Consider the following 26,286-nt stretch of genomic DNA (forward strand, 5'->3'; position numbering starts at 1 on the left):
CTAGAGCAGCCGGCGGTCCGCGGCCCAGCGGGTGAGCTCGTGGCGTGAGGAGAGCTGGAGCTTGCGCAGCACCGAGGAGACATGGGTTTCCACCGTCTTCACGGAAATGAACAGCTCGCGGGCCACCTCTTTGTAGCTGTAGCCGCGGGCAATCAGCCGCATGACCTCGAGCTCACGGGCCGAGAGGCGGTCCAGCTCGTCATCCACTGCGGCCACGCTCGCCGTGCCGAAGGCGTCCAGCACGAATCCCGCCAGGCGCGGCGAGAACACCGCGTCACCGCCGGCCACCCGCAGGACGGCGTCGGAAATCTCCGGGCCCGAAATGGTTTTGGTGACGTAGCCGCGCGCACCGGCCCGGATTACCGTGACCACGTCTTCGGCGGCATCGGAGACGCTCAGCGCCAGGAACCGGGTCACCCCGAGCAGCCCGGCGCACCCCGCCAGCACTTCCGCGCCGCCGCCCCCGTTGCCGCCGGGCAGGTGGACATCGAGGAGCACGACGGCGGGACGCCGGGCCGTGATCACTGCAACCGCGGTTTCGACGCTGTCCGCTTCCGCCACCACGTTGATGCGGGCGTCGAGGTCCGCACGGAGCCCGGAGCGGAAGATGGCATGGTCATCGACCACGACGACGTCGATCGGCGAGGGGTGGATCGTCATTGAGGTTGTGCTCCGTTGCTTGATACGCGGTTATCCGTCGAGGGGATCTTCTGTGCTGCGCCGGCGTCTGCCGTACTGCCGTTGCCCGTACTGCCGTTGCCAGTGCTGCCGTTCCCCGCACTGTTTGCCGCCCCGGGTACGTCGTCGCGGGAACCGCTTTCCGTGCCTTTCGGCAGCGGCAGCACCAGCCGGACCTCGGTGCCGTCGGCGGTGCTGCGGATGGCCGCGCTGCCCCCTGCACGCTGCATCCGTCCGATGATGGATCCCCGCACGCCGATCCGGTCAGCAGGCACTGCGTCCAGGTCGAATCCGAAGCCGCGGTCACGGACAAAGACTTCAAGCTGCTCCGGCCTGCATTCAACATAGACCGAAACCGTGCCGCCGGCATGCTGGGCGGCATTCAGCATGGCAGCCCGCGTAGCGGAGGCCAAGGCTTCGGTCCGCTCATCCAGTGCGGCGTCCGAGACTGCCACCAGCTCAATCGGGTGGCCGTAGGCGTCCTCGATTTCTGCTGCAATCCGGCGCATGCATTCCACGAGGTGGTCTTCGGCCCTGGCACGGTCGGAATACAACCACTGCCTCAGCTCCCTTTCCTGGGCGCGGGCAAGCCGGATGACGTCCTGCTCGGAGCCGGCACGCTTTTGGATCAGGGCCAGTGTCTGCAGGACCGAATCGTGCAGGTGGGCCGCAATTTCGGCCCGCTCCGTCTGTCGAATCCGTCCGGAGCGCTCGGCTTCCAGGTCCCGCCAGTGCTTTATCGCCCACGGAGTGAACACCAGCGCCACGCCGGCCAGCACGGCGGCGGATGCCAGCAGCCCCGACATCAGGACATCCCAGCTCACCGCGCCCGAGACCACCACCAGCACCCCGGCGACCACCAGCAGGAGGCCCGCCGCCAGGCGGATCAGCCCTGAGGCCCGGTCAGCTCCGGCACTGTTCATCAGCCCGGCCCGCCGGCTCTCGTCCAGCTGCATCCATGCCAGCACCGCGCCGCCGGCGATGGCCGCGACGGGGACAAACAGGCCCCAGTTCAGGTTGGCACCCAACCGCTGGGCGATAAAGGCAGCTGCCACCAGCAGCAGGGCAAGGCCTGCCGCAACCTCCCGGTGCCCGGTCTTACCCGGCTGCGGGGTGGGGACTGCACCTTCCCGAAGCTGCCTCGCGTAGTTTTCGGCGATACTGCGCGGGTTGGCGGATACCTGTTCCTTCTTCTCCTGCTCCTCCTGAGTGGGAACCATGATCCACAGCCACCCGTAGAGGATGAAGCCGCTTCCTGCGCCAAGCACCAGGACGGCCATAACGATCCGGGTGAGCTTCACGGGCCAGCCCAAGTGTGCGGCCAGTCCGGCGCAGACGCCGGCAATGATCCGTTCGCGGGGACGCACCAAGGGTTCTCTCATGGACCTATCCAAACACGGAGAAGCCGCCAGGTACCGGCCCTGACGGCAATAATTCCTTATCTTCAGGGACCGTTCAGGGGCGGGTCAGGGTAGTCCCTGATGCAGGATGGCTGCGGCGGGGGAAGACTGGAGGCATGAACCCTTCCCCATCCCCTGATTCCGGGGCCCCAGACCCCGCAGCGCAACCTTCCGCTGAACATCGTCCGGCCCCTGCAGGCAGCCATGCGGCAGGCGGCGGTTCCACGAACACCGGTTCGGCCGCGGGAGGATCCGGTGCACCGTCATCCGGCGGATTCCACAGCGGTTTCTTTCAGTGGGTCCGCTCGCTTGGCATCCCGCGCGGCGGGGACCGCTGGTTCGGCGGTGTCGCGACCGGGATCGCGGCGCGCACCGGACTGGACCCCGTGCTTGTCCGCGGACTGTTCGTAGTCCTCGGCGCTTTTGGTATCGGTTTGCTGGTTTACGGAGTTGCCTGGGCGCTGCTCCCGGAACCGGACGGCAGGATCCATCTTGAAGAAGCGATCCGCGGCGACTGGACATCCGGCATGACCGGAGCACTCATTTTCGCCATCCTCGGAATGGGCGGTCCCGGTGCCTCCTTCCTCGGCGCGGACGGCTGGTTCGGCGCCGTCGTCTGGACCCTGTTCTGGATCGGCGCGGGCGTGGCCGCTGTGTACTGGTTCTCCACGGGCAAGGGCCGGTTCCATCTTTCCGGCCATGGAGCCGGCACGGATGCGTCCGGCGACCCCGGTACCACCGTCGCCTCGGATACTCCCGCCGGTACCAACCCTTCCGGAGCCCCGGGAAAGCCCGTATCGCTTGCCAAACCGGGCATTGCCGTCACCGGCACCGACCCTGTCGGTTTCCCATCTGCCGGCAGCACAGCCCCCTTCACCGCTGCACCGCACGGCGGGACGGCCGTCCCCTCCGGACCGACGCCGTCGCCGGCACCCGATTCGAAGCAGAAGGCAAAGCGTGTCCAGGGAGCCCCCGGGTCCTTCGCAGCGGCCCTGTTCGGTGCCGCCCTGCTCGCAGGAGGAACGGTCCTCGCCCTGGATTACGTCAACGTCCTTTCCCTGGCCGAACCGCTTTCCGTTGCCTTGGCAGCGGCCGCTGCCGTCCTGGGCCTCGGCATCGTGGTCCTGGGCGTGGTCGGCAGGCACTCCAGCGGGATCGGCACGGCGGCAGTGGCAGCACTCGTCGCCTCGCTCCTGACCCAGGGCAGCATGGTCAACGCCAACCTTTTGGTGGCCAGCAATACGGACTGGGTGCCCCGCGACGCTGCCCAGGCGGGCGGCGGCTACACCGTGATCGCCGCCAACGGGACAGTTGACCTCCGCGAAACCGAGACTTCGGGTAACTTCGAGGTCCCCGCCAGCGTCGCCGCCGGGAATCTCGCCATCCTCGTTCCCGACGATGCGCCGGTAACTATCCGGTTCGGCATGGCTGCGGGAAATGTCGAGGTAAACGACGGGTCGGACCGGCGGGAATACAGCGGATTGTGGCTGCCGTCCGACGAGCGCACCCTCAACGACGGCGCCGACGGAGACCGGATTACCATCGACGTCCGCGGACTCGCAGGCAACGTACTCGTCACGACTGAAGAAAGCGATCTCTAGCCATGGAACAGGACAACGAGAGGGACTATCTGGGCCGCCAGTACGGTCCCGAAAGTTACGAAACCCCGGACCGGGGGCTGATGCCGCCGGCATCAGCCGCAGACCCGGGTCCCGCCGATACCGAAACAGAACCGGTGGCCCCCCGCGGCACCGCACCGGTGGCGGAGACCGAGGACTTTCCCGCCGCCGTTCCGTCCCGCGCAGTGCAGGTGGGCACGGTGGTGTGGGGCCTGGTCCTGACCGTCCTGGCCGTCCTCCTGCTCCTGGTGAACACCGTGAACCTTTCGGTGGATCCCGTCCTGCTGGTCCTCTGCCTCACCCTTGGTGCGGGGCTGGCGCTCCTGCTGGGCGGGTTCCTTTCCGGCCTTCAGCGCAGCCGCTCCCGCTGATGCGGACCCGGCCACCGTATCGGCGGACCGGCACTGGTATTTCCCTATTTCACTACCATCAGATAAGGCTTAGTACATGGAAAAGTTCTTCAGCATCGTGCGCTCCTCCCCCGTCAAAAGGCAGAGGGGCTGGGTCGGCGGAGTCTGCGCCGGCCTTGCCGCAACCTACGGGTGGGACGTTTCCCTCGTCCGGATCGGCGTCCTCCTCAGTTTCCTGCTGCCGTTTGTAGGCCTGGGCACCTACGTCGTGGCATGGCTGCTGCTGCCGAAGACGGACGGAACCATCATCCTGCAGCGCCTGGTGAACCCCCGCGCTTAGTCCTCCACCGATCTGCTGGCTAGAATCAAAGCCAGGACCTAACCACCGCCAGCAGATCCAGGGGTAATGACATGAAGATCGGTATCCTCACCAGCGGAGGGGACTGCCCCGGGCTGAACGCCGTGATCCGCGGTGCCGTCCTCAAAGGCATCAAGGAATACGAGGACATCGAGTTCGTCGGTTTCCGTGACGGCTGGCGCGGCGTGGTCGACGGCGACATCATGGACCTGCCCCGCTCCCGCGTCCGCGGCATCTCAAAGCAGGGCGGAACGATCCTCGGGACGTCCCGCACCAACCCGTTTGAAGGTCCGAACGGCGGGCCGGAGAAGATCAAGGCCACGCTGGACCGCCTCGGGATCGACGCCGTCATCGCCATTGGCGGTGAGGGCACCCTCGCAGCCGCCCAGCGGCTCACGGACGCCGGCCTGAAAATCGTCGGCGTGCCCAAGACCGTGGACAACGATCTTGACGCCACGGATTACACCTTCGGGTTCGACACCGCAGTGGAGATTGCCACGGAGGCCTGCGACCGGCTGCGGACCACCGGCGAATCCCACCACCGCTGCATGGTGGCTGAAGTCATGGGCCGGCACGTGGGCTGGATTGCCCTGCATTCCGGCATGGCAGCCGGTGCCCACGCCATCCTGATTCCCGAGCACCCGGTCAGCATCGAACAGATTTCCCAGTGGGTCAGCGATGCCCGCGACCGCGGACGTGCCCCGCTGGTGGTTGTTGCCGAAGGTTTCGTCACCACGGATATGGAAATGCCGCACTCGGAGCGTGGCCTCGACAGTTTCGGCCGCCCCCGGCTAGGCGGCATCGGCGAACTGCTGGCCCCCGAAATCGAGGCGCGGACCGGCATTGAAACCCGTGCCACGGTTCTTGGCCACATCCAGCGCGGCGGTGTACCAACGGCCTACGACCGGGTCCTTGCCACCCGCCTGGGCATGGCCGCAGTTGATTCGGTAGTGGACAGCCTGTGGGGAACCATGGTGTCACTGCACGGTACGGACATTGCCCGCGTGGGCTTCGAAAAGGCCCTCGGCAATCTGAAGACCGTTCCCGAGCACCGCTACGACGAGGCCGCCATCCTCTTCGGCTAGGCCGGGGCCCGGGTTCTGCCCGGCCCGTCGTCCGCCGCGCCCTGCCGTCGGCGTACGGATTCCGTCAGCGATCCTGTGTATTTGCTGAGGATTCCGTATACTCCGGCAGGGCGTTTGCATGCGTGTGCATACCGCGGTGTAGGTTGAAAAACATGAATCTGGACTCGGGAACCATCGCGATCATCCAGCTGGCCTGGTCCCGCCATCTGGGCCTGGCAGACAATGCCCTGGCGGAAACGGACACCGGCGAACGCATTTACAGCGTTCAGGAGCAGGCTGACACAGCATGCTTCCTGCGCCTTTTCGGTGCCGAGGTGTTCAGCGGCCCCGAATGGGCTGCCGACCGCGCCCGGACCCAAAGCGCCGCGCAGCTCACCCGCAATTCCGGGCTTATCCAGATGTCCATGGAACACGGCGGACGCGTCCTGGGCGCCGAACAGCTGTTTTTCGCTGACGCTTTCCCGAGCGTCATTCCACTCGACGAGCTCGCCGTCAGCAACGAACCCGGTCTCGCCGTCGTCCTGGAACGCCTGTGCCCTCCGGATGACGTCGCGGAGGCCGGCCTGGCGGAGAAGGAAGAAGTCTTTGTCCTGGTGGACGATTCCCAGGACAAACCACGCCCTGTGGCAGGTGCGGGATACAGCATCACCGACGGAATCCTGGCGGACATGAGCGTGCTGACCGCCCCGGGCCACCGGCTGCGCGGGCTGGGCAGCTACATCAGTTCGGTGGCCCTCGAGGACGCCATGGCAGGCGGCTTAATCCCCCAGTGGCGGGCCCGGCTGGACAACCTGGGCGCCGCCAGGACCGCAGTCGGGTCCGGTTTCATCCCCGCCGGAAGCCGCACCTCCGTGGCCCTGAACGCCTAGGCGCGACGCACCCGCCCTAGCCGAGCAGGTCCAGCATTTCCTGCCGTTTGAAGAACCCGGCGGTGTCCCGCCCGGTGGGCGATCCGGCGTCGGGATCCGCACCCGCTTCCGCCAGGATCCGGAAAATCTCCACGTATCCCTTGAACGCGGCGCCGGCAAGCGGTGTCTGGCCGCGGTCATTCTGCGTGTTGATGTCCGCACCGCGTTCCACCAGCAGAGCGGTCAGCTCCGCGTGGCCGTGGTACGAGGCCAGCATCAGCAGATTGTCGCCCGAGCCGTTCGTCAGGTTCACGGGCACGCCGGCGTCGAGGTAGCGGCGGACCCCTTCGGTGTCGCCGGCACGCGCAGCATCAAAGACCATGCCTGCGAGTTCAATAACGTCATCATCGATCTGGGGGCGGGATTCGGGGGTGCTCATGGCGCTCCTGGAGGTATTGATTTTTCTGGCTGTCAATCGGGAAAAGAAGCTTGCGGTCAGCGCCGCGGTGCCTTCAGGAAACCCGAGGGGCGTCCCACCACGGCTCCCGCATCCGGCGCCACGATGGGTTCCTGCGCGGCGGCGTAGAGCTCGCCGTCGTCGTTCACTACCAGCTGTACGGAGGGATCCACGGACCGCTTCACCATTGCCAGGCCCACGGGGCCCATTTCATAGTGGGCGCCGACGGAGGTCAGGGTTCCGACCTGCCGTTCCCCCAGCATGACCGGGCTGCCGGCGGCCGGAAGGGTGTGCTGCGAACCGTCCAGCTGCAGGAACACCAGCCGGCGGGGCGGGTGCCCCAGGTTGTGCACGCGCGCCACGGTTTCCTGGCCCTTGTAGCAGCCCTTGGCCAGATGAACGGCGGTGCGGATCAGGTCCAGCTCGTGCGGGATGGTCTTCTCGTCCGTCTCCGCTCCCAGCCGCGGCCGCCAGGCGGCGATGCGCAGTGCCTCGGAAGCCATGGAGCCGGCCAGGGTGCGCCCGGAGGCGTCCATTGCGGACGCAAACCCGGCCCGCGGAATCAGGTACTCGTACCAGGGCCGCTCAAGCCCGGGGTGGGCATCTTCCGGCACGGCCGTGTAGGCAAACCCGCCGGCACCAATGTGCGGCCAGGGATCGGTCCACCGCAGGTACTGCTCCCACTGCGGCACCTCAACCGTCGCACCGGCCACGGCCCACTGGTCCGTGACGTCTGCGATTTCGACCCGGAGCATAAACTTCATGCGCTGCAGCCACTCGGTCAGGCCCGGCGCTTCAGCGGATTCGACCAGCAGCCAGGAAGTGGCGCCGTCGTCGATGATCCGCACGTCATAGTCGATGCGGCCCTGCACGCTGAGCAGCAGCAGCTCCGAGCTCACGCCGGGCTGAAGATCCGCCACCTGCTGGGAGGACAGCGTGTTCAGCCAGCTGAGGCGGTCGGGACCGGAAACGGTGACCACGCCGCGGAAGGAAAGGTCGACGACGGCGCTGCCGCGTGCAAGATCGCGCTGTTCACGGAGCGGATCGCCGTAGTGCGAGGCGGTACCGGCGTCGAGGCCGCCGGCTTCAACGGCGCCGTGGCGGGAAAGCAGGGGGCTGGAATACGTCATAACAGGTGCAACGTCCTAGCGGCTCGGGCCTATTCCTCCGGCCGGCTTTGCCGGTGTGTGTTTAGGAGGTCTTGTTCAGGATTGCCGAGGCATGGGCCTTCAAGGCTTCACCCTCGGAGGCAACGTCCCAGCGCCAGTAAAGGTCGCCGTTGACCAGTCCGTAGATCCGGGTCGCTGCTGAGTACTCTTTGGAGTTCACGCCGCGCATCACGACATCGGTGCTCAACTGGATCTGCGGACCCTTGATCTGCCCGTAATACAGCTCGGCGATGCCTCCGGGGTGCACGATGGTGGCGGTGATATCGAAACCACCGGCGTCATTGCGCAGCTCTTCGACCTCGTCAGCGCTGCGGAGCGCCGGCACGATATCTGCCGGAACCAGGCCGGGCCCGCCGTCGGCGTCGTTCAGGGGGCGGTCAAGGGCCCAGAACCCGGTCTCGACGGCCAGCGGCCGCAGGCGGGTGCCCTGCTCGTCGGTGAGCCAGCTTTCCGCGGTGTACTGCAGGTACGGCAGGCCGTTCTGGGTGAACGTGACCTTCTGTGCGAAGTGCTCCGAATCGGCCTCGCCCTCACCCAGCCGTCCGGAGCCTTCCCAGGTGCCGAGGAGCCAGGACAGCGGTACCAGTTCCGGGGTCAGATCGGTGGGGATCTCCATTGGCATGGTGGAACCTGTCCTTCGGTGTAACGGGTGGCTGGTGCTGGCGGGGCGAAGCCGGTGTTTACTTCTGGCCGGTGTTTACTTCTGGCCCTTGTACAGGCGGGAGATAACCAGTGCAGCGAATCCGGCCATCGCGAGGCCGGTGATGCCCAGCAGGGCAATAAAGAAAATTTCGAGAGCAACCATGGCTACATCCTAACGCGCGGGAGGAACAGTTTCCTTCCCGCCATTCGATCATGACAGGGACCTGCGGGCCAAACCCTCAACAGGGCAGCAAACGCTCCCGCCCCGGGCACGGGTTCGCAGCTGTTAGGAAACCAGCAGCCGGCCGAGGAAGTAGACCACGGCCCCGAGGGTAACCACCGGAGCCAGCCCGAGCGCCAGGCGTCCCGCAGCATTGGAAGCATCGTTGCGGGAAAGCGCCAGGCGGCGGAAGGCCATCACGACGGCGGCTATCACCACGCCGCTGAACGCTGCCGCCGGCCAGGAAACGCCCGCCACGACCAGGGCCACCAAGGCTGCGGTCAGGCCGCCGGCCAGCAGGCCAAGCGGCGCGGCCATCCGGTCCGGGAGCGGAATAAGCGACACGGCAACGGCTGCCAATGCGGCACTGCCGGCCACGCTGAGGAGTCCGGGATTCCCGTCGGTACCGGCCAAACGGTCAGCGGCCACCCAGCCGGAGCCCATGGCAGTAACCAGCACGCCGGAGATAATGCCGACGATGGATTCGAGCCGGTGCGCCTGTCCGGTGCCGCGGAGCAGCTGGATCAGGAAGACCGCTCCGACACCTACGGCGACGGCGGCCGGCAACCAGGTCAGCATGGCCGCGGCGGGCGCGAAGTACGCTGCCGCCACTGCGCCTGCGCCTACCAGGCCCAGGGTTGCGCCCTGCGTTTTGCGGGCAGGCACCCCTATCAGGTGCGGCCAGCAGACGCCGGTGAGGACGGCGGCCAGACCGCTGATCACGGCCACCGCTGGCACGGACAGGTAGGAAGCGCTCACGATACCGATAATGGCAAGCGCCGCCGGCACCGCTAAGCTCCAAAGTTTCACCCTAGTTATCCTGCCTTATTACGGCGTCCAGAAGAAAAACGACAGGCCCGTTAGCTCGATGGGTATACTTTCGATCACTTCAAGCCAAGCGGATCGGCGAAGGAAAATGCCCGATGGTGTGCGCCCAACATTCGGAGGACCTATGTCGCACATTTTGCTTCTTACCAACAGCTCGGGTTCCTCGGTCAACGTCCTGCCCGCCCTGGAACTCCTGAACCACAAGGTCCACGTAGTGCCGGCGGAGCCTACGGCCCTTCTGGACACCGATCCCAGTGACGTCATCCTGGTGGATGCCCGCAGGGATCTCGTCGGCGCGCGGTCCCTGACCCAGCTGCTGAAGGCCACGGGGCTGGGCACCCCGCTCATCCTTATCCTCACGGAGGGCGGGATGGCTGCCGTCGCCCCCAACTGGCTCGCTGACGACGTCATCCTCGATTCCGCAGGCCCCGCCGAGCTCGAAGCGCGGCTCCGCCTGGCATCGGCCCGCGGCGCCGGCGCAGTCGAGGCTCCTTCGACCGAGATCCGAGCCTCCGGCGTCGTTATTGACGAGGCCAGCTACACCGCCCGTGTGAACGGCACGGCTCTGAACCTGACCTATAAGGAGTTCGAACTCCTGAAATACCTGGCGCAGCATCCCGGCCGCGTCTTCACCCGCGACCAGCTGCTACACGAGGTGTGGGGCTACGACTACTACGGCGGCACCCGGACCGTGGATGTCCATGTACGGCGGCTGCGGGCCAAGCTGGGGCCGGACCACGAGACGCTGATCGGCACGGTGCGGAATGTCGGTTACCGGTTCACCCGCTCGCGGGCGGAAACCACGGCAGCCGCCAGTCAGGACGCCTGACCGGCGTACTTCCCGCGGCGCCGCGCCCTGCGCAGGGGCACCAGCCGCGCTAGGCTTTCGGCATGAGTGAAGAACCGCAGACAGCCTGGCCCGTAGTCGAGACCCGTGGCACGCCCGAGCCCGCCGCCTTCGCCGACATCCTGCAGCTGGCGTCCGCCGCGCAGGACTCGGACGGCAACCCGCCGCTGTCCGAGCAGACGCTCGTGGACCTGCGCTCCCCCGACGCCGATCCGGACACTCTCTCCGTCTTCACCACCTACGCAAATGACTCCGGTTCCGACACCGGCAGCGGGCAATGGCTGGCCGGCGTCGCCGTCCTCGTATCCGAAACCCCGCAGGATCCGGGGGTGCTGGAACTGGTGGTACACCCGAACTACCGAAACCAGGGCGTCGGCACGGCCCTTGCCGCGGCAGTGCAGGATGCGGTGCGCGACAACTCCTCTGCGGACGACGGCGATCCCCGGCCCGCTGCCTGGTCGCATGGGAACCATGAGGCGGCCGTGGAGCTCGCCGCCCGCTTCGGCTACCGTCCCGTCCGTGACCTGTGGAAGATGCGCCTGAGCCGGTCCAATGCCTCGCTGCCCGAAACCGGGTTCCCCGCCGGGGTATCGGTGCGCGCCTTTAAACCCGGCCAGGATGAGCAGGCCTGGCTGGATGCCAACGCCGCCGCCTTTGCCCACCACCCGGAGCAGGGGTCCATGAGCCTTGCCGATCTGCAGGCCCGCATGGACGAGGACTGGTTTGACCCGGCCGGATTCCTCCTGGCCGTGGACAACGAAGGCACGATCCTCGGTTTCCACTGGACCAAGGTCCACCCCGGCACCGGAGGGCACCCTCCCATCGGCGAGGTGTACGTGGTCGGCGTCAGCCCCGAGGCGCAGGGCCGGGGACTCGGCAAAGCCCTGACGGTAGCCGGAATCCAGCACCTCCACTCCGCGGGACTGGATGCCGTCATGCTGTACGTCGACGCCGACAACACCGCCGCCGTCGCCCTTTACCGCCGCCTCGGCTTCGTCCGCTGGGACCAGGACGTGATGTACGCACCCGCATAGGGCTGCGCAGCTTGTAATGTTGTTTGCAGGGCCAGGCGGTCCGCCCGTAACGCCTGCCCTGATCCGCCGCCAGCACCTCAGGGAGACACTATGAGTTTCGATACCGACGCAGAGCCCCGCTCGACCTTCGGGTCCGCAGAGGCGATGTCGGCACCGCGGGCCACCCAGGACCGCATCGACATCCCGGACTTCGGCCCTGCCCTTGTTCCGAGCGGAGATATCACGCCGGAACGGTTCCTGGACCGGGAGATCAGCTGGCTGCACTTCAACGCCAGGGTCCTGGAACTCGCCGAAGACCCTGAGCTGTACCTGTTGGAACGGGTGAACTTCCTGTCCATCTTCGCCTCCAACCTCGACGAGTTCTTCATGGTCCGGGTTGCCGGCCTCAAGCGCCGCATTGCCACCGGCCTGGCGGTTCCCTCCGCTGCAGGCCAGAGCCCGATCGAACAGCTCGAGGAAATCGTGGCAGCGGGCTACCGGCTGCAGCAGCGCCACGCGGATGTCTTCGCCAGCCAGATCCGGCCTGCCCTGGCGGAAGAGCAGATCTACCTGGTCAGCTGGGACGAACTGGACGACGCCGCCAAGGCGAGCCTGCACAAGCAGTTCGCGGCGAAGGTCTTCCCCATCCTGACCCCCCTTGCCGTGGACCCGGCGCACCCCTTCCCTTACATTTCCGGCCTCTCCCTGAACCTGGCAGTGGTGGTCCGCAACCCGGTCAGCGGCAAGGAGTTCTTTGCACGCGTGAAGGTTCCGGACCAGCTCCCCCGCCTCATCTCCGTGGACGGCCCCCGCGCGGGCAACGTGGCCGGACGCACGGCCCGGTTTATCGCGCTGGAAGACATCATTGCCCAGCATCTGGACCAGCTCTTCCCGGGCATGGACGTTATTGAGCACTACACCTTCCGCGTCACCCGCAACGAAGACCTCGAGGTGGAAGAGGACGACGCCGAGAACCTCCTGCAGGCCCTGGAAAAGGAGCTGCTGCGCCGTCGCTTCGGTCCTCCCGTGCGTCTGGAAGTTACCCCGGAGATGAACCCGAATATCCGGGAACTGCTCGAACGCGAGTTGGGCGTGGAATCGGACGAGGTCTACGTCCTTCCCGCGCCGCTGGACCTCCGCGGCCTTTCCCCGATCAGCCGGATCGACCGGCCGGACCTGCACTACCCCAAGCAGGTGCCGCACACCAACCGCCACCTGAAGGAGTCGGAGACTTCCAAGCCGGCAAACGTGTTCGCGGCCATGCGCCGTCGGGACATCCTCCTGCACCATCCGTACGATTCCTTCTCGACATCCGTGCAGGCGTTCCTGGAGCAGGCTGCCGCCGATCCGCGGGTGCAGGCCATCAAGCAGACGCTGTACCGCACCTCCGGCGATTCGCCCATCGTCGATGCCCTGATCGACGCGGCCGAGGCCGGCAAGCAGGTCCTGGCCTTGGTGGAAATCAAGGCCCGGTTCGACGAACAGGCCAACATTTCGTGGGCACGCAAGCTCGAGCAGGCCGGCGTGCACGTGGTGTACGGCATCGTAGGCCTGAAGACGCACTGCAAGCTGTCCCTGGTTGTCCGGCAGGAAGTGGACGGACTGCGCCGCTACTGCCACATCGGCACGGGCAACTACCATCCGCGCACCGCCCGCTACTACGAGGATCTGGGCCTGCTCACCGCCAATGAGCAGGTGGGCGAGGACCTGACGAAGCTGTTCAACCAGCTCTCCGGCTACGCACCGAAGTCCACTTTCAAACGGCTGCTCGTGGCTCCGCGCTCGGTCCGGTCCGGACTGATTGACCGGATTGAGCGCGAGATTGCGAACAAGAAGGCCGGCCTCGCCGCGCGGGTGATCATCAAGGTCAACTCCATGGTGGACGAGGCGATCATCGACTCCCTCTACCGTGCCTCCCAGGCGGGGGTCCAGGTGGACGTCATTGTCCGCGGTATCTGCTCGGTCCGTCCGGGCGTACCCGGCCTCAGCGAGAACATCACCGTACGCTCGGTGCTGGGCCGCTTCCTGGAGCACTCCCGGGTGTTCGCCTTTGCCAACGGCGGAGACCCGGTGGTCTTCATCGGATCGGCGGACATGATGCACCGCAACCTGGACCGCCGGGTGGAGGCCCTGGTCCAGCTGGTGGCCCGCGACGACGTCGCCGATCTGATCGCCCTGATGGACCGGTACATGGACCCCGGCACGGCGAGTTGGCATCTGGACCCGGAAGGCGCCTGGATCCGCCACAGCAAGGACGAGGAAGGCAACGCGCTGCAGGACGTGCAGTCCTGGCTGCTGGCGTCCCGTTCCCGCCAGCGCTCGGTGGCCCGGCGCTGATGGAAGCAATTCAGTCCCCCGCCGCCGCTCCGGTCCAGGAGGACACCCCGGTCAAGGTAGTGGCGGCGGGCGCCCTGTGCTGGCGCGAACGGGAGGGCAAACTGCAGGTCCTCATGATCCACCGCCCCCGGTATGACGACTGGTCCTGGCCCAAGGGCAAGCTCGATGTCGGCGAAACCACCCCGGAATGCGCCGTGCGGGAAGTCCGTGAGGAAGTTGGCCTGAGGATCAGCCTGGGCATTCCGCTGCCCTCCACGCTCTACCCGGTGGCTTCGGGCATGAAGATGGTGCACTACTGGGCCTCCCATGTGGACTCGGACAAGGCACGGCCGGACGGCAAGGAAGTGGACGGCACACGCTGGTGCACTCCGGAGGAAGCCGCCGAAGCACTTACCAACCCCACGGACAAGCTGCCGCTGATGGAACTGGTGGCGGCCTGGAACGAGCAGCGGCTGAGGACCTGGCCGCTGATCGTGGTCCGGCATGCCAAGGCCAAGCCCCGGTCCGCGTGGACCCGGGCGGAGGGCGAACGGCCGCTGGTAGCCACCGGCCTGCGGCAGGCCATGGCCGTCTCGCGGCTGCTGGTCGCCTGGCGGCCCAAACGGGTGGTCTCCAGTCCCTGGGTGCGCTGCGTGCAGACCGTCCGCCCGTACGTGAAGGCGGAAGGCACCAAGTTCAAGACGGTTGACGCGCTTACCGAGCACAGCGCCAAGCGCAAGCCCGGCAAGGCCCGGAACGCCATTGAGGGCTTGTTCGACAAGGCCAAACCCGTGGCGGTGTGCACGCATCGGCCGGTGCTGCCCCTGGTTTTCGACGTGCTGGCGGGGCATATGCCGGTGGACATGGCCGCAGGCCTGCCGGCCAAGGACCCGTACCTGGCACCCGGCGAGTCCGTGATCTGCCAGGTGAGCAGCGCGGATGAGGGCCGGATCGTTTCGCTGGAAAAATACCGGGCCTTCGACGACTAGCTCCGGCCGCCCGGTGCCGTTGTGGCACGCCTCGCATTCCCCCTGGCCGCGCGCCGACCTGAACTAGACTGGCCGGGTGAGCATTCCTACCCCGTATGAAGACCTGCTGCGCGACGTCATGGCCAACGGCACGCAGAAGTCCGACCGCACCGGCACCGGCACGCGCAGCGTGTTCGGCCGCCAGATGCGCTTTGACCTGAGCGAATCCTTTCCGCTGATCACCACCAAGCGGGTGCATTTCAAGTCCGTTGCCCTCGAGCTGCTCTGGTTCCTGCGCGGCGACTCCAACGTCCGCTGGCTGCAGGAACAGGGCGTGAGCATCTGGGACGAATGGGCGGACGACGACGGCGAGCTCGGCCCGGTCTACGGCGTCCAGTGGCGCTCCTGGCCCACTCCCGACGGCGGGCACATCGACCAGATCGCGAAGCTGGTCGAAGGCATCCGGAAAAACCCGGATTCCCGCCGCCACATCGTCACGGCCTGGAACCCGGCGGAGGTCGAGAACATGGCCCTGCCGCCGTGCCACGCCCTGTTCCAGTTCTACGTCGCGGACGGGAAGCTGTCCTGCCAGCTGTACCAGCGCTCGGCGGACACCTTCCTGGGGGTCCCGTTCAACATCGCCTCCTACGCCCTCCTCACCCTGATGGTGGCCCAGCAGACCGGGCTGGAGCCCGGCGAATTCGTCTGGAGCGGCGGCGACGTCCACATTTACGACAACCATGTGGACCAGGTCCGTGAACAGCTCAGCCGGGAGCCCTTCCCCTATCCGAAGCTGCGGATCCGCCGCACTCCGGAGAGCATCTTCGACTACACCCTTGAGGACTTCGAGGTCCTCGACTACCGGCACCACCCCGGTATCAAAGCGCCTATCGCCGTTTGAGAGGACAACCATGACCGAGTCCCTTCCCGTAACAACCGTTGCCGCCCCGGCCGGCCCCACCCGCTACTTTCCGGTGGGCGGCGGCTCCCATGAGGGCGCGGACCTCGGTCAGGTCCTCCGGGAGCGCGGCACGGTACCCGACGGCGGCCCCGTCATCGGCATGGTCTGGGCGCAGACCGTGGACGGCGTCATCGGGCGCGACGGCGGCATGCCGTGGCACCTGCCCGAGGACATGGCGCATTTCAAGGCCACGACGGCGGGACACCCGGTCATCATGGGCCGCCGCACCTGGGAATCCTTCCCGGCTGCCTACCGGCCGCTGCCCGGAAGGACCAACATCATTGTGTCCTCCAGTGCCGCGCTGCACGCCGAAGCTGCGGACTCCGGCGCCGTCGTCGCCGGCTCCCTCGAGGATGCCCTGACCGTGGCCCGAACCAGTCCCGGCAACGAGGAAATCTGGATCATCGGGGGTGCACAGCTGTATGAAGCGGCCGTCCCGGTGGCCAATACCGCGGTGGTGACGGTCATCGACATGGAGACCGAAGGCGACACATTCGCCCCCGCGCTGGGCCAGGACTGGACCTTCAGCGCCGTCAGTCCTGCCTCCGATTGGTACATGTCTTCCAACGGCACCCGATACCGGATTGCCCTCTGGACTCGGAACCGTAAGACAGCCGGCCGTGACGCAGCCAACCAAGACGCAGCCGGACCGCTGGCCTAAAGTGGAAACCATGACTTCTTCATCCATTCCCGCTTTCCCCAGTGCAGGTTTCGTCGGCTGGCGCGGCATGGTCGGCTCCGTCCTGATGCAGCGCATGCAGGACGAGGGCGACTTCGAGCTGGTCAACCCGGTGTTCTTCTCGACCTCCAACGCCGGAGGCAACGCACCGTCCTTCGCGGCCGGAGCCGGACCGCTGCAGGATGCGTACGACGTCGACGCGCTGGCCAAGCTGCCGATCATCGTCACCGCCCAGGGCGGCGACTACACGGCGGAAATTTTCCCGAAGCTGCGCTCCGCCGGCTGGGACGGCATCTGGATTGACGCCGCTTCCACGCTGCGCATGGACGATGACGCGATCATCGTGCTGGATCCGGTCAACCGGGACGTGATTGACGCGGGCCTGGCCCGCGGCGTGAAGAACTTCGTGGGCGGCAACTGCACCGTGTCCTGCATGCTGATGGGCCTCGGCGGGCTGTTCCGCAACGGCCTGGTCGAGTGGGGCACGTCCATGACCTACCAGGCAGCCTCCGGCGGCGGTGCCCGGCACATGCGCGAACTGCTGAACCAGTTCGGGGCGCTGAACGCTGCGGTGGCGCCCAACCTCGCCGATCCCGCGTCGGCCATCCTGGAGATTGACCGTGCCGTCCTGGCCCAGCAGAAGAACCCGTCCATGGACTCCTCCCAGTTCGGTGTGCCGCTGGCCGGTTCAGTAATCCCCTGGATCGATGCGGACCTGGGCAACGGCATGTCCAAGGAAGAGTGGAAGGGCGGCGCGGAGACCAACAAGATCCTCGGCCGCGGGGCCGAGGGACGGATTCCGTTTGACGGGCTGTGCGTTCGGATCGGCGCCATGCGTTCCCACTCCCAGGCCCTGACCCTGAAGCTGACCGAGGACCTCTCCGTGGCCGAGATCGAGAAGATCATCGACGCGGACAATGAATGGTCCAAGGTGGTGCCCAACACCAAGGAAGCCACCATGGCCGAGCTGACTCCGGTGGCGGTCACCGGCACGCTGGACATCCCGGTGGGCCGCATCCGCAAGCTGGAAATGGGCCCGGAGTACATCAGCGCCTTCACCATTGGGGACCAGCTGCTCTGGGGCGCCGCCGAACCGCTGCGCCGGATGCTGCGCATCGCCACCGGCAACCTCTGATTTTCCGTTCCCGTTCCGGGTCCGCTCCCCTGTGGAGCGGACCCGTGCTGCGTTAACGGGCGGTGGCTTGCCGGGCGGAGGCGCCTGAGGCTGGATGGCTGCCAAAACCGGAGCGTTCAAAAACTGTCAGTGCCGGGTGGCATGTTGTCCGCATGGAGCAGCAAAGCGTGGATTCGATCCTCAGCACCTTCTTCGCCTTCAGCTGTGCCGGCAAGCAGACCCCCACCCGGGCCCGTTATCTCCGCGTGGCCCTGCAACTGCGCCGGTATCTGGAGGCCGAGGGCGCAGGGATCCTCTGCGCCCAGGACAAAGCGCTGCTTGCGCTTGAGCGGACGCTGGAGCCGGAGGCGGCCTTCGCCCGGCTGTTCGGCCCCCACGAGCTCGCCTACGCCCTCAGCGGCTTCCTGGAGCCGGAGTGGCTGCTGCCGGACCTGCAGGACCGGCGTACCCAGGTGGCCCTGACGCCCCGGCTGATCCAGTGGCTGTGCAACAGCTGCCTGCTGGACCCGCGGCGGGACCGCCCGGCTATCCGGAGTGCGCAGGCGGCAGCCGCCGAGGCACGGAAAGGACCGGCGGAGAAGGGACCCCCGGAGAAAGGACCGGCACCGCCGGGATCCGGACCCGGAGACAGTCCCGGCGGCTGATTCCTCCCGTGCCGGTGGCGGCTACAGCGTGCAGTTGACCAGCAGTGGCTCGGGGTGGAGCCGGATGCCGAAAGCCTTCTCCACGCCGGCAGCGACCGCGCGGGCCACCGCCAGCAGGTCCTCGGCAGTGGCGTCGCCGCGGTTGGTGACGGCCAGGGTGTGCTTGGTGGACAGCGAGGCCCGCCCGCCCGTGCCGTCCTCGGGAGCCAGTCCGAAGCCCTTGCGGAAACCGGCGTGGCTGATCAGCCACGCGGCGCTGAGCTTCACCTTTCCGGGTTCCGCCACCGGGTAGCGGGGAGCGTCTGCCGGGAGCGCGGCTGCGGTTGCCTCATCAACGATGGGGTTGGTGAAGAAGGAACCGGTGCTGTAGGTGTCCGGGTCCGAGGCGTCCAGGACCATGCCCTTGCCCGCACGCAGCCGAAGGACTTCGCGGCGCACGTCCACGGCGTCGGCATGCTCGCCGATGTCGACTCCCAGGGCCTGGGCGAGCTCGGCGTAGCGGACCGGGGCGCTGGTGGAGCCCTTGGACAGGGCGAACTCCACGGTCAGCACCACGTAGCGGGGAGAGCCGTTTTTCGTGCTGCGCTTGAGCACCGAATCCCGGTAGCCGAACCCGAGATCGGCGTTGGCGAATTCCACCACCGTGCGCTCTGTGCGGTCCCAGGCGCGCACCGAAGTGATGGACTGCGAGACATCGGCGCCGTAGGCACCCACGTTCTGCACCGGCGTCGCACCGGCCAGTCCCGGGATACCGGACAGCGCTTCCAGGCCGGAGTAGCCCTCCGACAGGGTGTACGCCACCAGTTCGTCCCACGGGTGCCCGGCCTCGGCGCGCAGGACGGCGGTTCCGTCCCCGGCTTCCCGGATCTCCAGCCCGCGGCTGGCAATGTGGATGACGGCGCCGTCGAATCCTTCGTCCGAGATCAACAGGTTGGAACCTCCGCCGATGATCAGCAGCGGCTCCCCCGCCTCATCCGCGGCACGGACGGCAATGATCAGTTCGTCTTCGGTTTCTGCTTCAAGGTAGCGGCGGGCCGGCCCGCCTACGCGTGCGGTGGTCAGGGATGCCAGCGGCATCCGGGTCAAAGCAGTCACCAGACCCGCACCACTGCCTGTGCCTTGACCAGCACCTTCTGTCCGTTGAAGGTCACGGTGAGATCCACGCGTGCCGTCGAGTTGTCCGCGTCGATGGCGCCGATAACACCGGCGACCTCCACAACCGCCCCGGGGGCGCCGTCGATGTCCTCCACCAGGACGGGCCGGGTGAAACGCGTCTGGTAGTCGATAACCGCTCCCGGATCGCCGATCCAGTCGCTCACCAGCTGGACTGCGGTACCCATGGTGAACATGCCGTGCGCAATAACGCCGGGCAGCTCCACCTCGCGGGCGAAGCGTTCGTTCCAGTGGATGGGGTTGAAGTCGCCGGAGGCACCGGCATAGCGGACGAGGTCGGCGCGGGAAATTTCCAGCGCGGCGGAACCGATCTCGGTGCCCTTGGACAGTTCACTTAGTGCAATGGACATAGCGGTTACTGCCCCTCTCCGCGGACGAGGATGGATGAAAGGGTGGTGGCTACCTGCTCGCCCTCAGTCGTGGAAATTTCCGCGCGGGTGGTGATCAGGGCGCCGTCGCCCATTGCCCGTACGGAGTCCACGTGCAGCTCGGCCACCAGTTCGTCTCCGGCCACGATGGGACGGTGGTGGGTGAAGCGCTGGTCGGCATGGACCACCCGGGAAAAGTCGATGCCGGCATCGGGATCGGCAACCAGCAGCGCGTCGGCACGCTGGGCAACGATGATGGCGAAGGTGGGCGGGGCAACGAGGTCTGCATAGCCCAGTTCCTGGGCGCTGGCGACGTCGAAGTGGGCCGGGTTGGTGGCCTTGACGGCTGCAGCGAATTCGCGGATCTTTTCACGGCCCACGGAGTACGCGGCCCCTGCCGGGTAGGTGCGTCCCTGGAGTTGGGGGTTGATGCTCATTTTTTGCCCTCCGTGCCCTTGATGCGGCGTCGGGTGTCCCTGGCGCGGACCACCATACCGCTCAGGTGCGTGCTCAGGCCCACCACAATCAGGGGAATGGCGATGTACATCAGGACCTGGTTATCCAGGACCGCTCCCAGAAGTACCAGCAGTACCCCGAGGCCACTGAGCGCCAGTGCGCTCACGACAAGTTTCCGGTACAGGGGCGAGCCGGTTTCCCAGGGGGTATTTAGCATGTCTTCAGAATACAGGGGCGGGCGGTAAGGGCCCGAAACGGTGTGCGTGCGGCTCCCGCTAGAACAGTGCGGCCTGGAGTGCAGGCACGGCCGTGCGGAAGGGACCGTACTGCAGCCGGCGCCCCTTCAGGCGGGACAGGTCCGCCGCGAACAGGGTTTCTTCGCCGTCCACCCGGACCAGGGCCGTTGCACCCAGGACGGCTTGGATGACCATGCCGTGCTCACCCGAACCGGGGTCGCACGGATACAGTTCGCACGGCGTCTCGAGCACTGTACGGAACTGGGCGGGCGGTTCCCAGACTTCGTCGGCCGTCCGGAAACCGGTAATCGCCAGGTCCGCCAGCATGGAACGCACCGACGCTGCGGCCTCGGCGTTGCGGGCGTCCAGTTCCGCGGCGGCCAGGGGCCGGGCCAGCGCCGCCGTTTTGGTTCCTGCCCGGACAGCCTGTTGCAGGCCGACCACGGCCGTCACGGCGTCTTCGAGGATCCGCACCACCAGGCCGTCGCCGGCACGGGCAACATACCTGGCGTGGACAGCTCCCTGTTCGATCAGGCGGAGCTGCTTGCGCCCGTCCGCGGCCGTGCCGACCTTGGTGGATCCGTCGGCGAACGTGGCCACGTACAGCCAGTGCGGCTGGTCCAGGTAGCGCCGGAGCGCCTCCGGGATGCTGTCCGCACGGTGGCTGTTGTGGATGCCTCGCACCTCGTCCCGGATGAAGCAACTGCTGCACTGATAACCGCGCTCGGCAGGAGCCTGGCCCGGACAGGGAGTGTGGGACTGGACGCCGTCGTCGTTCACCTGCCAGGAGCCAAGGCAGAACTTCCCGTTCCCGTTGTTGTCCGCCAGGACACGGAACCGGAGTTCGGTGCCGGGAGCGAGCGGCTGCTTTTCGGCCCGTCCGCTGGGAAGGTGCAGTGTCAGGTGCGGGCCGGCGGTGTTCCAGGAGGTCCCCGAACACAGGAACCTGCCGCCGTCGGCGGATGTTGCGGTGCCCCCGGCTGCAGGCATGGTGAACCTCCCGGTTAACGCCAAAAGGGTGGGATAACGTTTTCACGCTACCCCACCCTTCGGCGGTGTTTTGGGAGGTATCAGGCGTGCTGGCCCGCGTGTTCCCCTTCGGCGATTTCCTCAACGAGCTTGTCGTTGAAAGCCGGCAGATCGCCCGGGTTGCGGCTGGTCACGAACCCCTGGTCCACCACCACTTCCTCGTCGGTCCAGTTCGCGCCGGCGTTCTTCAGGTCCGTTGCCAGCGTGTGGTAGGACGTCAGGTCGCGGCCCTTGACGACGCCGGCCTCGATCAGCAGCCACGGGCCGTGGCAGATGGAAGCCACGGGCTTGTGCGCCTCGAAGAAGGCACGGGCAAACTGCTGGGCGTTCTTGTCCACGCGGAGGAAGTCTGCGTTGACGACGCCGCCGGGCAGGACCAGCGCGTCGAAGTCGCTTGCGTCGGCGTCGGCTACGTCGAGGTCAACGGTGAAGGTCTCGCCCTTGTCCATGCCGTCGAAGCCCTGAATGGTGCCCTTCTTCGGGGACACGAGCACCGGCTCGCCGCCGGCGTTCTTGACTGCTTCCCAGGGGCTGGTCAGCTCAATCTGCTCCACGCCGTCGGTGAGGAGGAAAGCTACCTTCTTGCCGGAAATATCGTGCTCTGCCATGGTGACTCCGTTCGTTTCAGCTGCGGCCGGAAATCTGCGGGCCGCAGCGATGCTTCTACGGTGGTGGTGCTGGATCGGGATACCTTTCGGTTCCCGCTATGCCCACCCTATGGAGAACCGGCAATGATAAGCAACCTTAGGGAGCTTTCGAACCGATGGGGCATGCGGCTCAGGGCAAACAAAAAGGGCAGGTACCGGAAGAATGAAATCTTCAGGACCTGCCCTGTTTGTAGCGGTGGGGAGGCTCGATCTCCCGACCTCACGATTATGAGTCGTGCGCTCTAACCAACTGAGCTACACCGCCAAAAATGAGTGAAGCCCGCCCTACACAGGCCTCTGCAGAACATACAGCCTTTGCAACGCGGGCCCTCCCATTGAGAGCCCCGACCGGGAATCGATCCCGGGACCTCCATCTTACCAAGATGGCGCTCTACCACTGAGCTATCGGGGCAACGACATAAAACTCTACCAGCACTTTTCGGGAACATGAAATCGAAAGGGGCCGTATCCGGGAAAGGTGACCAGTGACACTTTTCCGCCCGTCCGACACACGGGCCGGGACGGTCCCAAAAGTAAGCCCCGGGACAGTTTTGTCAGTATGCTTATGCTACGAGAAAGCGAGGGCACGTGAGCATAGTGCCGAACCACGTTTCAGAGGGCCTCTTCCTGGGTGGAAGATACCGACTCCTGAATCAGATCGGGGCAGGTGCCATGGGCACCGTCCACCGGGCCAAGGATGAGTTCCTGGACCGGGACGTAGCGGTGAAGATCATCCGCCCGTCGGCCACCAGTGAGACGGATCTGCGGCGCAGCGACGCCGAGGCCAAGATCCTGGCGCGCCTGAACCACCACAGCCTGGTTACCCTGCTGGATGCGGGATCGGACACGTCCAACCCCTCGTCGCCGCTGATCTACCTCGTTATGGAACTTGTCCAGGGGCTCGATCTCCGCGAACGGCTGAAGCAGGGCACCCTGCCCCGCCGCCAGACCGCGCTGCTCGGCTACGACCTCGCCATCGGCCTGGAATACATCCACGACAACGGCGTAGTGCACCGGGACGTGAAGCCCGCAAACATCATGCTGTTCGACTACAGCAGCGCGGATGCCCGCATCCGGGCCAAACTCACTGACTTCGGCGTTGCTTTCGTGGCCAGCGATCCGCAGTCCCAGCACGGCACCTTCTCAGGCACCGCGGCGTTTATGAGTCCAGAGCAGGCCCGCGGGGAAAATGCCGGGGTGTCGAGCGATGTGTATTCGCTCGGCCTGGTGCTGCTGCAGTGCCTGACGGGAAAGCCTGCCTTCCCCGGTCCCGCCCTGGAGAGTGCCCTCGCACGTCTCCTGAGGGACCCGGAGATCCCCGCGGAGCTGGGAGCGGACTGGGTACAGCTGCTGCGCGCCATGACCGCTCAGGACGCTGCAGAGCGCCCCAGCGCCCACGACGTCTCCCAGGTCCTGTATGACATGATCATCGCCGCGCGCGGCCGGCACCGGGTGGCCCCGGAGATCCTGCCCGCCGACGAAGCCCGGCGGATGGACGCGGTGCGCCGCTACGACCTGCTGGACACTCCCCCGGACGGCGCCTTCGACCGGGTCACGGCCCTGGCATCCCGCCTCTTTGACGTCCCCGTGGCAATCGTCAGCGTGGTGGACGCCGACCGGATCTGGTTCAAGTCCCATCACGGCACCGAAGCCGTCGAGATCGGCCGCGATCCCGGCCTGTGCGCCTCCGCCATCCTGCAGGACGGCGTGTACGTGGTCGACGACGCCCGGCAGGACCCGCGGACGCTGGCCAACCCGTTGGTGGCCGGAGACTTCGGACTGCAGTTCTACGCCGGCGTTCCGCTGCAGACCAGTGACGGGTTCAGCCTGGGCACGTTCTGCATCCTGGACACGAAGCCGCGGACTTTCTCCCCCGAGGACGAGGCAACACTCTCGGACCTGGCTGCGATTGTCATGAACGACCTGGAAATGCGCCTCGAGAGCCGCCGCGCAAACGGGTCGGTGCAGTAACCTGGAGCAGCGCCCCGGCGCCACAGGGCATAACAAGAAGGACGCCTCCCGCAGCGGGAGGCGTCCTTCTTGTTTGTACGGAACTGCGGTGCGGCGCCTTAGGTTACGGGCGCCGCTGCTTCCTAGTCGCGGAAGCGGGGCTTGCGGGCACCGGCAGCGGCACTGTCGCGGAAGCCGCCTTCACGCTTCTTGAACGGGCGGTCACTGCCGCGGTCGCCGAACGAACGCTCGCCGTCGCGCTTCTTGAAATCCTTCTTGAAGCCGCCGCGGTCGGCCCGGTCGTTGAAGCTGCCGCCGCCTTCACGCTCGCGGGCCGGCTTGCGTCCCTTGTCCAGTTCCAGGTGGATCAGTTCGCCGCCGATCCGGGTGCGGGACAGGGCGCGCAGCTGGTCCTTGGACAGGTCTGCAGGCAGTTCCACCAGGGTGTGGTCTGCACGGATGTCGATGCCGCCGATCTGCGCGGAGGACAGGCCGCCCTCGTTGGCAATGGCGCCGACAATCGAACCGGGCAGCACGCGCTGGCGGCGGCCGACGGCGATGCGGTACGTTGCATTGCCTTCGGTCAGCGGGCGCGTCGGGCCGCGGGAGCCAACGCCGTCGTTGCGGCCTTCGGAACGCTCGCGCTGGCGGGCAGGAGCCTGCGGGATTTCCCGCAGCAGCAGGTCGCGGCCACCCTGGGCCATGACGGCCAGGGCCGCTGCAACGTCTTCGGCGGGAACTTCGTGCTCGGCCAGGTACTTGGTCACCAGGTCACGGAACACCGCAATGTCCTCGGAACCGAGGGTTTCCGTGATCTTCTCGGAGAACTTGGCCAGGCGCTTCTCGTTGACAACGTCGACGCTGGGCAGCTGCATGTGCTCAACCGGCTGGCGAGTGGCCTTTTCAATGGCCCGCAGCAGGTACTTCTCACGCGGGGTCATGAACAGGATGGCGTCGCCGGTGCGTCCTGCACGGCCGGTACGGCCGATGCGGTGGACGTAGGACTCGGTGTCGTGCGGGATGTCGTAGTTGACGACGTGGCTGATGCGCTCGACGTCGAGGCCGCGGGCGGCAACATCCGTGGCAACCAGGATGTCGATCTTGCCGTCGCGGAGGGCCTCGACCGTGCGCTCACGCTGCTGCTGCGGGATGTCGCCATTGATGGCGGCGGCGTTGTAGCCGCGGTCCTTGAGCTTGTCAGCCAGGTCTTCGGTGGCCGCCTTGGTCCGGACGAACGCGATAACGCCGTCGAACTCTTCGGTTTCCAGGATGCGGGTCATTGCATCCAGCTTGTGCGGGCCCATAACCTGCACGTAGCGCTGGCGGGTGTTCGCACCGGTGGTGGTCTTGGACTTGACCGTGATTTCCGCAGCGTTGTTCAGGTACTTCTTGGCAATCTTGCGGATGGCCGGCGGCATGGTGGCGGAGAACAGTGCAACCTGCTTGCTCGCCGGAGTGGAGGAAAGGATCTGCTCCACGTCTTCGGCGAAGCCCATGCGCAGCATTTCGTCAGCCTCATCGAGCACCAGGTACTCGAGGTTGGACAGGTTCAGGGAACCCTTGGCGATGTGGTCAATCACACGGCCGGGGGTACCCACAACAACCTGGGCGCCGCGGCGAAGGCCGTTGAGCTGGGGGCCGTAGGCGGAACCGCCGTACACGGGAAGCACGGTGATGCCATCCATGTGGACGGCGTAGGAAGTGAAGGCTTCTGCAGACTGCAGGGCCAGTTCACGGGTGGGTGCAAGCACCAGCACCTGGGTGTCCTTGGTTGCCGGGCGGCCGGCGAGCAGGGACAGGGCCGGAACGGCGAATGCCGCGGTCTTGCCGGTACCCGTCTGGGCCAGGCCGACGACGTCGCGGCCTTCGAGCAGCAGGGGGATGGTAGCTGCCTGGATGGGAGACGGCGTTACGTAGCCGACATCCTTCAGGGCTGCCAGGACGCGCTCGTCCAATCCGAAGTCACTGAACAGCACTGTGTTCTCTTCGGTTTCGGGAGCGGCATTCTCGACGTTGGTGTTTTCCAGCGTGGCTTCAGACAAGAGGTAATCCTCATTCAATCGGGGAGCAGGCAACCAAGAGGCTGCAGGACGTAAGTCCGGCGCTGTTGCAATCCCAGGCAGGACTTTCCGTCACAGCTGTGGGCCGATTTCACTGGATTGTGCCTACGACCGGTGTGACGATTTCTTTGCCGGCGCTCCCCAAAAGAT

At 66.4% G+C, this 26,286-nt stretch carries 27 protein-coding genes and 2 tRNA genes; 14 read left to right on the forward strand and 15 right to left on the reverse strand.

The genetic code is table 11. From position 1 onward, the window contains the following. On the reverse strand, positions 1 to 660 hold the full coding sequence (locus LOC56_RS02160) for a LuxR C-terminal-related transcriptional regulator (protein ID WP_229950044.1): 660 nt from the start codon (positions 658 to 660) through the stop codon (positions 1 to 3). Further along, a complete protein-coding gene (locus LOC56_RS02165; RefSeq protein WP_229950046.1) occupies positions 657 to 2,060 on the reverse strand; it encodes an ATP-binding protein in 1,404 nt (467 codons plus the stop codon). The genes LOC56_RS02160 and LOC56_RS02165 overlap by 4 nt, the downstream gene beginning before the upstream one ends. Positions 2,061 to 2,194: 134 nt before the next feature. Between LOC56_RS02165 and LOC56_RS02170 the strand changes: the two genes are divergently transcribed. The 5 genes from LOC56_RS02170 (at position 2,195) to LOC56_RS02190 (ending at position 6,359) form a co-directional block, all read left to right on the forward strand. Next, positions 2,195 to 3,679 (forward strand): PspC domain-containing protein, encoded by a 1,485-nt coding sequence (locus LOC56_RS02170; RefSeq protein WP_229950048.1) that lies wholly within the window; start codon positions 2,195 to 2,197, stop codon positions 3,677 to 3,679. A gap of 2 nt (positions 3,680 to 3,681) precedes the next feature. Then, positions 3,682 to 4,068, forward strand: a complete 387-nt coding sequence (locus LOC56_RS02175) for a hypothetical protein (RefSeq protein WP_229950050.1) — start codon at positions 3,682 to 3,684, stop codon at positions 4,066 to 4,068. Between the two features lie 76 nt (positions 4,069 to 4,144). Further along, a complete protein-coding gene (locus LOC56_RS02180; protein ID WP_229950052.1) occupies positions 4,145 to 4,387 on the forward strand; it encodes a PspC domain-containing protein in 243 nt (80 codons plus the stop codon). Positions 4,388 to 4,458: 71 nt separating this feature from the next. Further along, positions 4,459 to 5,490, forward strand: coding sequence for a 6-phosphofructokinase (locus tag LOC56_RS02185; protein WP_229950053.1), 1,032 nt, complete (start codon positions 4,459 to 4,461; stop codon positions 5,488 to 5,490). A gap of 152 nt (positions 5,491 to 5,642) precedes the next feature. Beyond that, positions 5,643 to 6,359, forward strand: coding sequence for a GNAT family N-acetyltransferase (locus tag LOC56_RS02190; RefSeq protein WP_229950055.1), 717 nt, complete (start codon positions 5,643 to 5,645; stop codon positions 6,357 to 6,359). Positions 6,360 to 6,375: 16 nt separating this feature from the next. Here LOC56_RS02190 and LOC56_RS02195 read toward each other — a convergent pair whose 3' ends face one another. From LOC56_RS02195 to LOC56_RS02210, 4 genes are all read right to left on the reverse strand, one after another. Beyond that, positions 6,376 to 6,777, reverse strand: a complete 402-nt coding sequence (locus tag LOC56_RS02195) for an ankyrin repeat domain-containing protein (protein ID WP_229950057.1) — start codon at positions 6,775 to 6,777, stop codon at positions 6,376 to 6,378. A gap of 56 nt (positions 6,778 to 6,833) precedes the next feature. After that, on the reverse strand, positions 6,834 to 7,925 hold the full coding sequence (ygfZ, locus tag LOC56_RS02200; RefSeq protein WP_229950059.1) for a CAF17-like 4Fe-4S cluster assembly/insertion protein YgfZ: 1,092 nt from the start codon (positions 7,923 to 7,925) through the stop codon (positions 6,834 to 6,836). A gap of 61 nt (positions 7,926 to 7,986) precedes the next feature. Continuing rightward, a complete protein-coding gene (locus LOC56_RS02205) occupies positions 7,987 to 8,586 on the reverse strand; it encodes an FABP family protein (RefSeq protein ID WP_229950060.1) in 600 nt (199 codons plus the stop codon). Positions 8,587 to 8,892: 306 nt separating this feature from the next. Further along, complete coding sequence (locus tag LOC56_RS02210; protein ID WP_229950062.1) at positions 8,893 to 9,585, reverse strand: hypothetical protein; 693 nt, start codon at positions 9,583 to 9,585, stop codon at positions 8,893 to 8,895. A gap of 193 nt (positions 9,586 to 9,778) precedes the next feature. On the opposite strand from LOC56_RS02210, the gene LOC56_RS02215 reads away from it, so the two are divergent. The 8 genes from LOC56_RS02215 to LOC56_RS02250 all read left to right on the forward strand — a co-directional run bounded on the left by LOC56_RS02215 (position 9,779) and on the right by LOC56_RS02250 (position 18,217). After that, positions 9,779 to 10,483, forward strand: a complete 705-nt coding sequence (locus tag LOC56_RS02215) for a winged helix-turn-helix transcriptional regulator (protein ID WP_229950064.1) — start codon at positions 9,779 to 9,781, stop codon at positions 10,481 to 10,483. Between the two features lie 62 nt (positions 10,484 to 10,545). Continuing rightward, the gene (gene mshD / locus LOC56_RS02220) at positions 10,546 to 11,535 is read left to right on the forward strand and encodes a mycothiol synthase (RefSeq protein ID WP_229950066.1); all 990 of its coding nucleotides are present in this window, start codon (positions 10,546 to 10,548) and stop codon (positions 11,533 to 11,535) included. 90 nt (positions 11,536 to 11,625) lie between these two features. Beyond that, positions 11,626 to 13,851, forward strand: a complete 2,226-nt coding sequence (locus LOC56_RS02225; protein WP_229950067.1) for an RNA degradosome polyphosphate kinase — start codon at positions 11,626 to 11,628, stop codon at positions 13,849 to 13,851. Then, on the forward strand, positions 13,851 to 14,819 hold the full coding sequence (locus LOC56_RS02230) for an NUDIX hydrolase (protein WP_229950069.1): 969 nt from the start codon (positions 13,851 to 13,853) through the stop codon (positions 14,817 to 14,819). Before LOC56_RS02225 ends, LOC56_RS02230 begins: the two co-directional genes overlap by 1 nt. 76 nt (positions 14,820 to 14,895) lie before the next feature. After that, entirely contained in the window at positions 14,896 to 15,699 is an 804-nt protein-coding gene (locus tag LOC56_RS02235) for a thymidylate synthase (protein ID WP_331460893.1), read from the forward strand. Positions 15,700 to 15,709: 10 nt separating this feature from the next. Next, positions 15,710 to 16,420 (forward strand): dihydrofolate reductase, encoded by a 711-nt coding sequence (locus LOC56_RS02240; RefSeq protein ID WP_229950071.1) that lies wholly within the window; start codon positions 15,710 to 15,712, stop codon positions 16,418 to 16,420. 10 nt (positions 16,421 to 16,430) lie between these two features. After that, complete coding sequence (asd, locus tag LOC56_RS02245; protein ID WP_229950073.1) at positions 16,431 to 17,573, forward strand: aspartate-semialdehyde dehydrogenase; 1,143 nt, start codon at positions 16,431 to 16,433, stop codon at positions 17,571 to 17,573. Between the two features lie 152 nt (positions 17,574 to 17,725). Further along, complete coding sequence (locus tag LOC56_RS02250; protein WP_229950075.1) at positions 17,726 to 18,217, forward strand: hypothetical protein; 492 nt, start codon at positions 17,726 to 17,728, stop codon at positions 18,215 to 18,217. Between the two features lie 21 nt (positions 18,218 to 18,238). Here LOC56_RS02250 and LOC56_RS02255 read toward each other — a convergent pair whose 3' ends face one another. From LOC56_RS02255 to LOC56_RS02290, 8 genes are all read right to left on the reverse strand, one after another. Then, positions 18,239 to 19,303, reverse strand: coding sequence for a UDP-N-acetylmuramate dehydrogenase (locus tag LOC56_RS02255; protein WP_229950356.1), 1,065 nt, complete (start codon positions 19,301 to 19,303; stop codon positions 18,239 to 18,241). A gap of 5 nt (positions 19,304 to 19,308) precedes the next feature. After that, positions 19,309 to 19,740, reverse strand: a complete 432-nt coding sequence (locus tag LOC56_RS02260) for a MaoC family dehydratase (RefSeq protein WP_227918830.1) — start codon at positions 19,738 to 19,740, stop codon at positions 19,309 to 19,311. A 5-nt stretch (positions 19,741 to 19,745) separates the two neighbouring features. Further along, positions 19,746 to 20,195, reverse strand: a complete 450-nt coding sequence (locus LOC56_RS02265; protein WP_229950077.1) for an FAS1-like dehydratase domain-containing protein — start codon at positions 20,193 to 20,195, stop codon at positions 19,746 to 19,748. Next, entirely contained in the window at positions 20,192 to 20,431 is a 240-nt protein-coding gene (locus LOC56_RS02270; protein ID WP_229950079.1) for a hypothetical protein, read from the reverse strand. Before LOC56_RS02270 ends, LOC56_RS02265 begins: the two co-directional genes overlap by 4 nt. A 58-nt stretch (positions 20,432 to 20,489) precedes the next feature. Then, positions 20,490 to 21,440 carry a DUF2797 domain-containing protein gene (locus tag LOC56_RS02275; RefSeq protein WP_229950081.1) on the reverse strand — a complete coding sequence of 317 codons (951 nt, stop codon included), beginning with the start codon at positions 21,438 to 21,440 and terminating at the stop codon, positions 20,490 to 20,492. Positions 21,441 to 21,520: 80 nt separating this feature from the next. Continuing rightward, positions 21,521 to 22,087 (reverse strand): type 1 glutamine amidotransferase domain-containing protein, encoded by a 567-nt coding sequence (locus LOC56_RS02280; protein WP_229950082.1) that lies wholly within the window; start codon positions 22,085 to 22,087, stop codon positions 21,521 to 21,523. Positions 22,088 to 22,317: 230 nt separating this feature from the next. Further along, positions 22,318 to 22,391: transfer RNA gene (locus LOC56_RS02285), tRNA-Met, on the reverse strand. Between the two features lie 75 nt (positions 22,392 to 22,466). Then, positions 22,467 to 22,538: transfer RNA gene (locus LOC56_RS02290), tRNA-Thr, on the reverse strand. Positions 22,539 to 22,714: 176 nt separating this feature from the next. Between LOC56_RS02290 and LOC56_RS02295 the strand changes: the two genes are divergently transcribed. Then, positions 22,715 to 24,097 (forward strand): protein kinase domain-containing protein, encoded by a 1,383-nt coding sequence (locus LOC56_RS02295; protein ID WP_229950084.1) that lies wholly within the window; start codon positions 22,715 to 22,717, stop codon positions 24,095 to 24,097. Between the two features lie 122 nt (positions 24,098 to 24,219). On the opposite strand, the gene LOC56_RS02300 is transcribed toward LOC56_RS02295, so the two are convergent. Beyond that, the gene (locus tag LOC56_RS02300; RefSeq protein ID WP_442860045.1) at positions 24,220 to 26,151 is read right to left on the reverse strand and encodes a DEAD/DEAH box helicase; all 1,932 of its coding nucleotides are present in this window, start codon (positions 26,149 to 26,151) and stop codon (positions 24,220 to 24,222) included. Positions 26,152 to 26,286: the final 135 nt, after the last annotated feature.

Origin of the sequence: Arthrobacter sp. zg-Y179 (genome assembly GCF_020907345.1) — a bacterium.
Classification (GTDB): Bacteria; Actinomycetota; Actinomycetes; order Actinomycetales; family Micrococcaceae; genus Arthrobacter_B; species Arthrobacter_B jinronghuae.

What these genes read in the sequence shown, in the direction of transcription:
- LOC56_RS02160 (WP_229950044.1), bottom strand. Translation starts at nt 660, where the DNA reads ATGACGATCCACCCCTCGCCGATCGACGTCGTCGTGGTCGATGACCAT.
- LOC56_RS02165 (WP_229950046.1), bottom strand. Translation starts at nt 2,060, where the DNA reads ATGAGAGAACCCTTGGTGCGTCCCCGCGAACGGATCATTGCCGGCGTC.
- LOC56_RS02170 (WP_229950048.1), top strand. Translation starts at nt 2,195, where the DNA reads ATGAACCCTTCCCCATCCCCTGATTCCGGGGCCCCAGACCCCGCAGCG.
- LOC56_RS02175 (WP_229950050.1), top strand. Translation starts at nt 3,682, where the DNA reads ATGGAACAGGACAACGAGAGGGACTATCTGGGCCGCCAGTACGGTCCC.
- LOC56_RS02180 (WP_229950052.1), top strand. Translation starts at nt 4,145, where the DNA reads ATGGAAAAGTTCTTCAGCATCGTGCGCTCCTCCCCCGTCAAAAGGCAG.
- LOC56_RS02185 (WP_229950053.1), top strand. Translation starts at nt 4,459, where the DNA reads ATGAAGATCGGTATCCTCACCAGCGGAGGGGACTGCCCCGGGCTGAAC.
- LOC56_RS02190 (WP_229950055.1), top strand. Translation starts at nt 5,643, where the DNA reads ATGAATCTGGACTCGGGAACCATCGCGATCATCCAGCTGGCCTGGTCC.
- LOC56_RS02195 (WP_229950057.1), bottom strand. Translation starts at nt 6,777, where the DNA reads ATGAGCACCCCCGAATCCCGCCCCCAGATCGATGATGACGTTATTGAA.
- ygfZ (WP_229950059.1), bottom strand. Translation starts at nt 7,925, where the DNA reads ATGACGTATTCCAGCCCCCTGCTTTCCCGCCACGGCGCCGTTGAAGCC.
- LOC56_RS02205 (WP_229950060.1), bottom strand. Translation starts at nt 8,586, where the DNA reads ATGCCAATGGAGATCCCCACCGATCTGACCCCGGAACTGGTACCGCTG.
- LOC56_RS02215 (WP_229950064.1), top strand. Translation starts at nt 9,779, where the DNA reads ATGTCGCACATTTTGCTTCTTACCAACAGCTCGGGTTCCTCGGTCAAC.
- mshD (WP_229950066.1), top strand. Translation starts at nt 10,546, where the DNA reads ATGAGTGAAGAACCGCAGACAGCCTGGCCCGTAGTCGAGACCCGTGGC.
- LOC56_RS02225 (WP_229950067.1), top strand. Translation starts at nt 11,626, where the DNA reads ATGAGTTTCGATACCGACGCAGAGCCCCGCTCGACCTTCGGGTCCGCA.
- LOC56_RS02230 (WP_229950069.1), top strand. Translation starts at nt 13,851, where the DNA reads ATGGAAGCAATTCAGTCCCCCGCCGCCGCTCCGGTCCAGGAGGACACC.
- LOC56_RS02240 (WP_229950071.1), top strand. Translation starts at nt 15,710, where the DNA reads ATGACCGAGTCCCTTCCCGTAACAACCGTTGCCGCCCCGGCCGGCCCC.
- asd (WP_229950073.1), top strand. Translation starts at nt 16,431, where the DNA reads ATGACTTCTTCATCCATTCCCGCTTTCCCCAGTGCAGGTTTCGTCGGC.
- LOC56_RS02250 (WP_229950075.1), top strand. Translation starts at nt 17,726, where the DNA reads ATGGAGCAGCAAAGCGTGGATTCGATCCTCAGCACCTTCTTCGCCTTC.
- LOC56_RS02260 (WP_227918830.1), bottom strand. Translation starts at nt 19,740, where the DNA reads ATGTCCATTGCACTAAGTGAACTGTCCAAGGGCACCGAGATCGGTTCC.
- LOC56_RS02265 (WP_229950077.1), bottom strand. Translation starts at nt 20,195, where the DNA reads ATGAGCATCAACCCCCAACTCCAGGGACGCACCTACCCGGCAGGGGCC.
- LOC56_RS02270 (WP_229950079.1), bottom strand. Translation starts at nt 20,431, where the DNA reads ATGCTAAATACCCCCTGGGAAACCGGCTCGCCCCTGTACCGGAAACTT.
- LOC56_RS02275 (WP_229950081.1), bottom strand. Translation starts at nt 21,440, where the DNA reads ATGCCTGCAGCCGGGGGCACCGCAACATCCGCCGACGGCGGCAGGTTC.
- LOC56_RS02280 (WP_229950082.1), bottom strand. Translation starts at nt 22,087, where the DNA reads ATGGCAGAGCACGATATTTCCGGCAAGAAGGTAGCTTTCCTCCTCACC.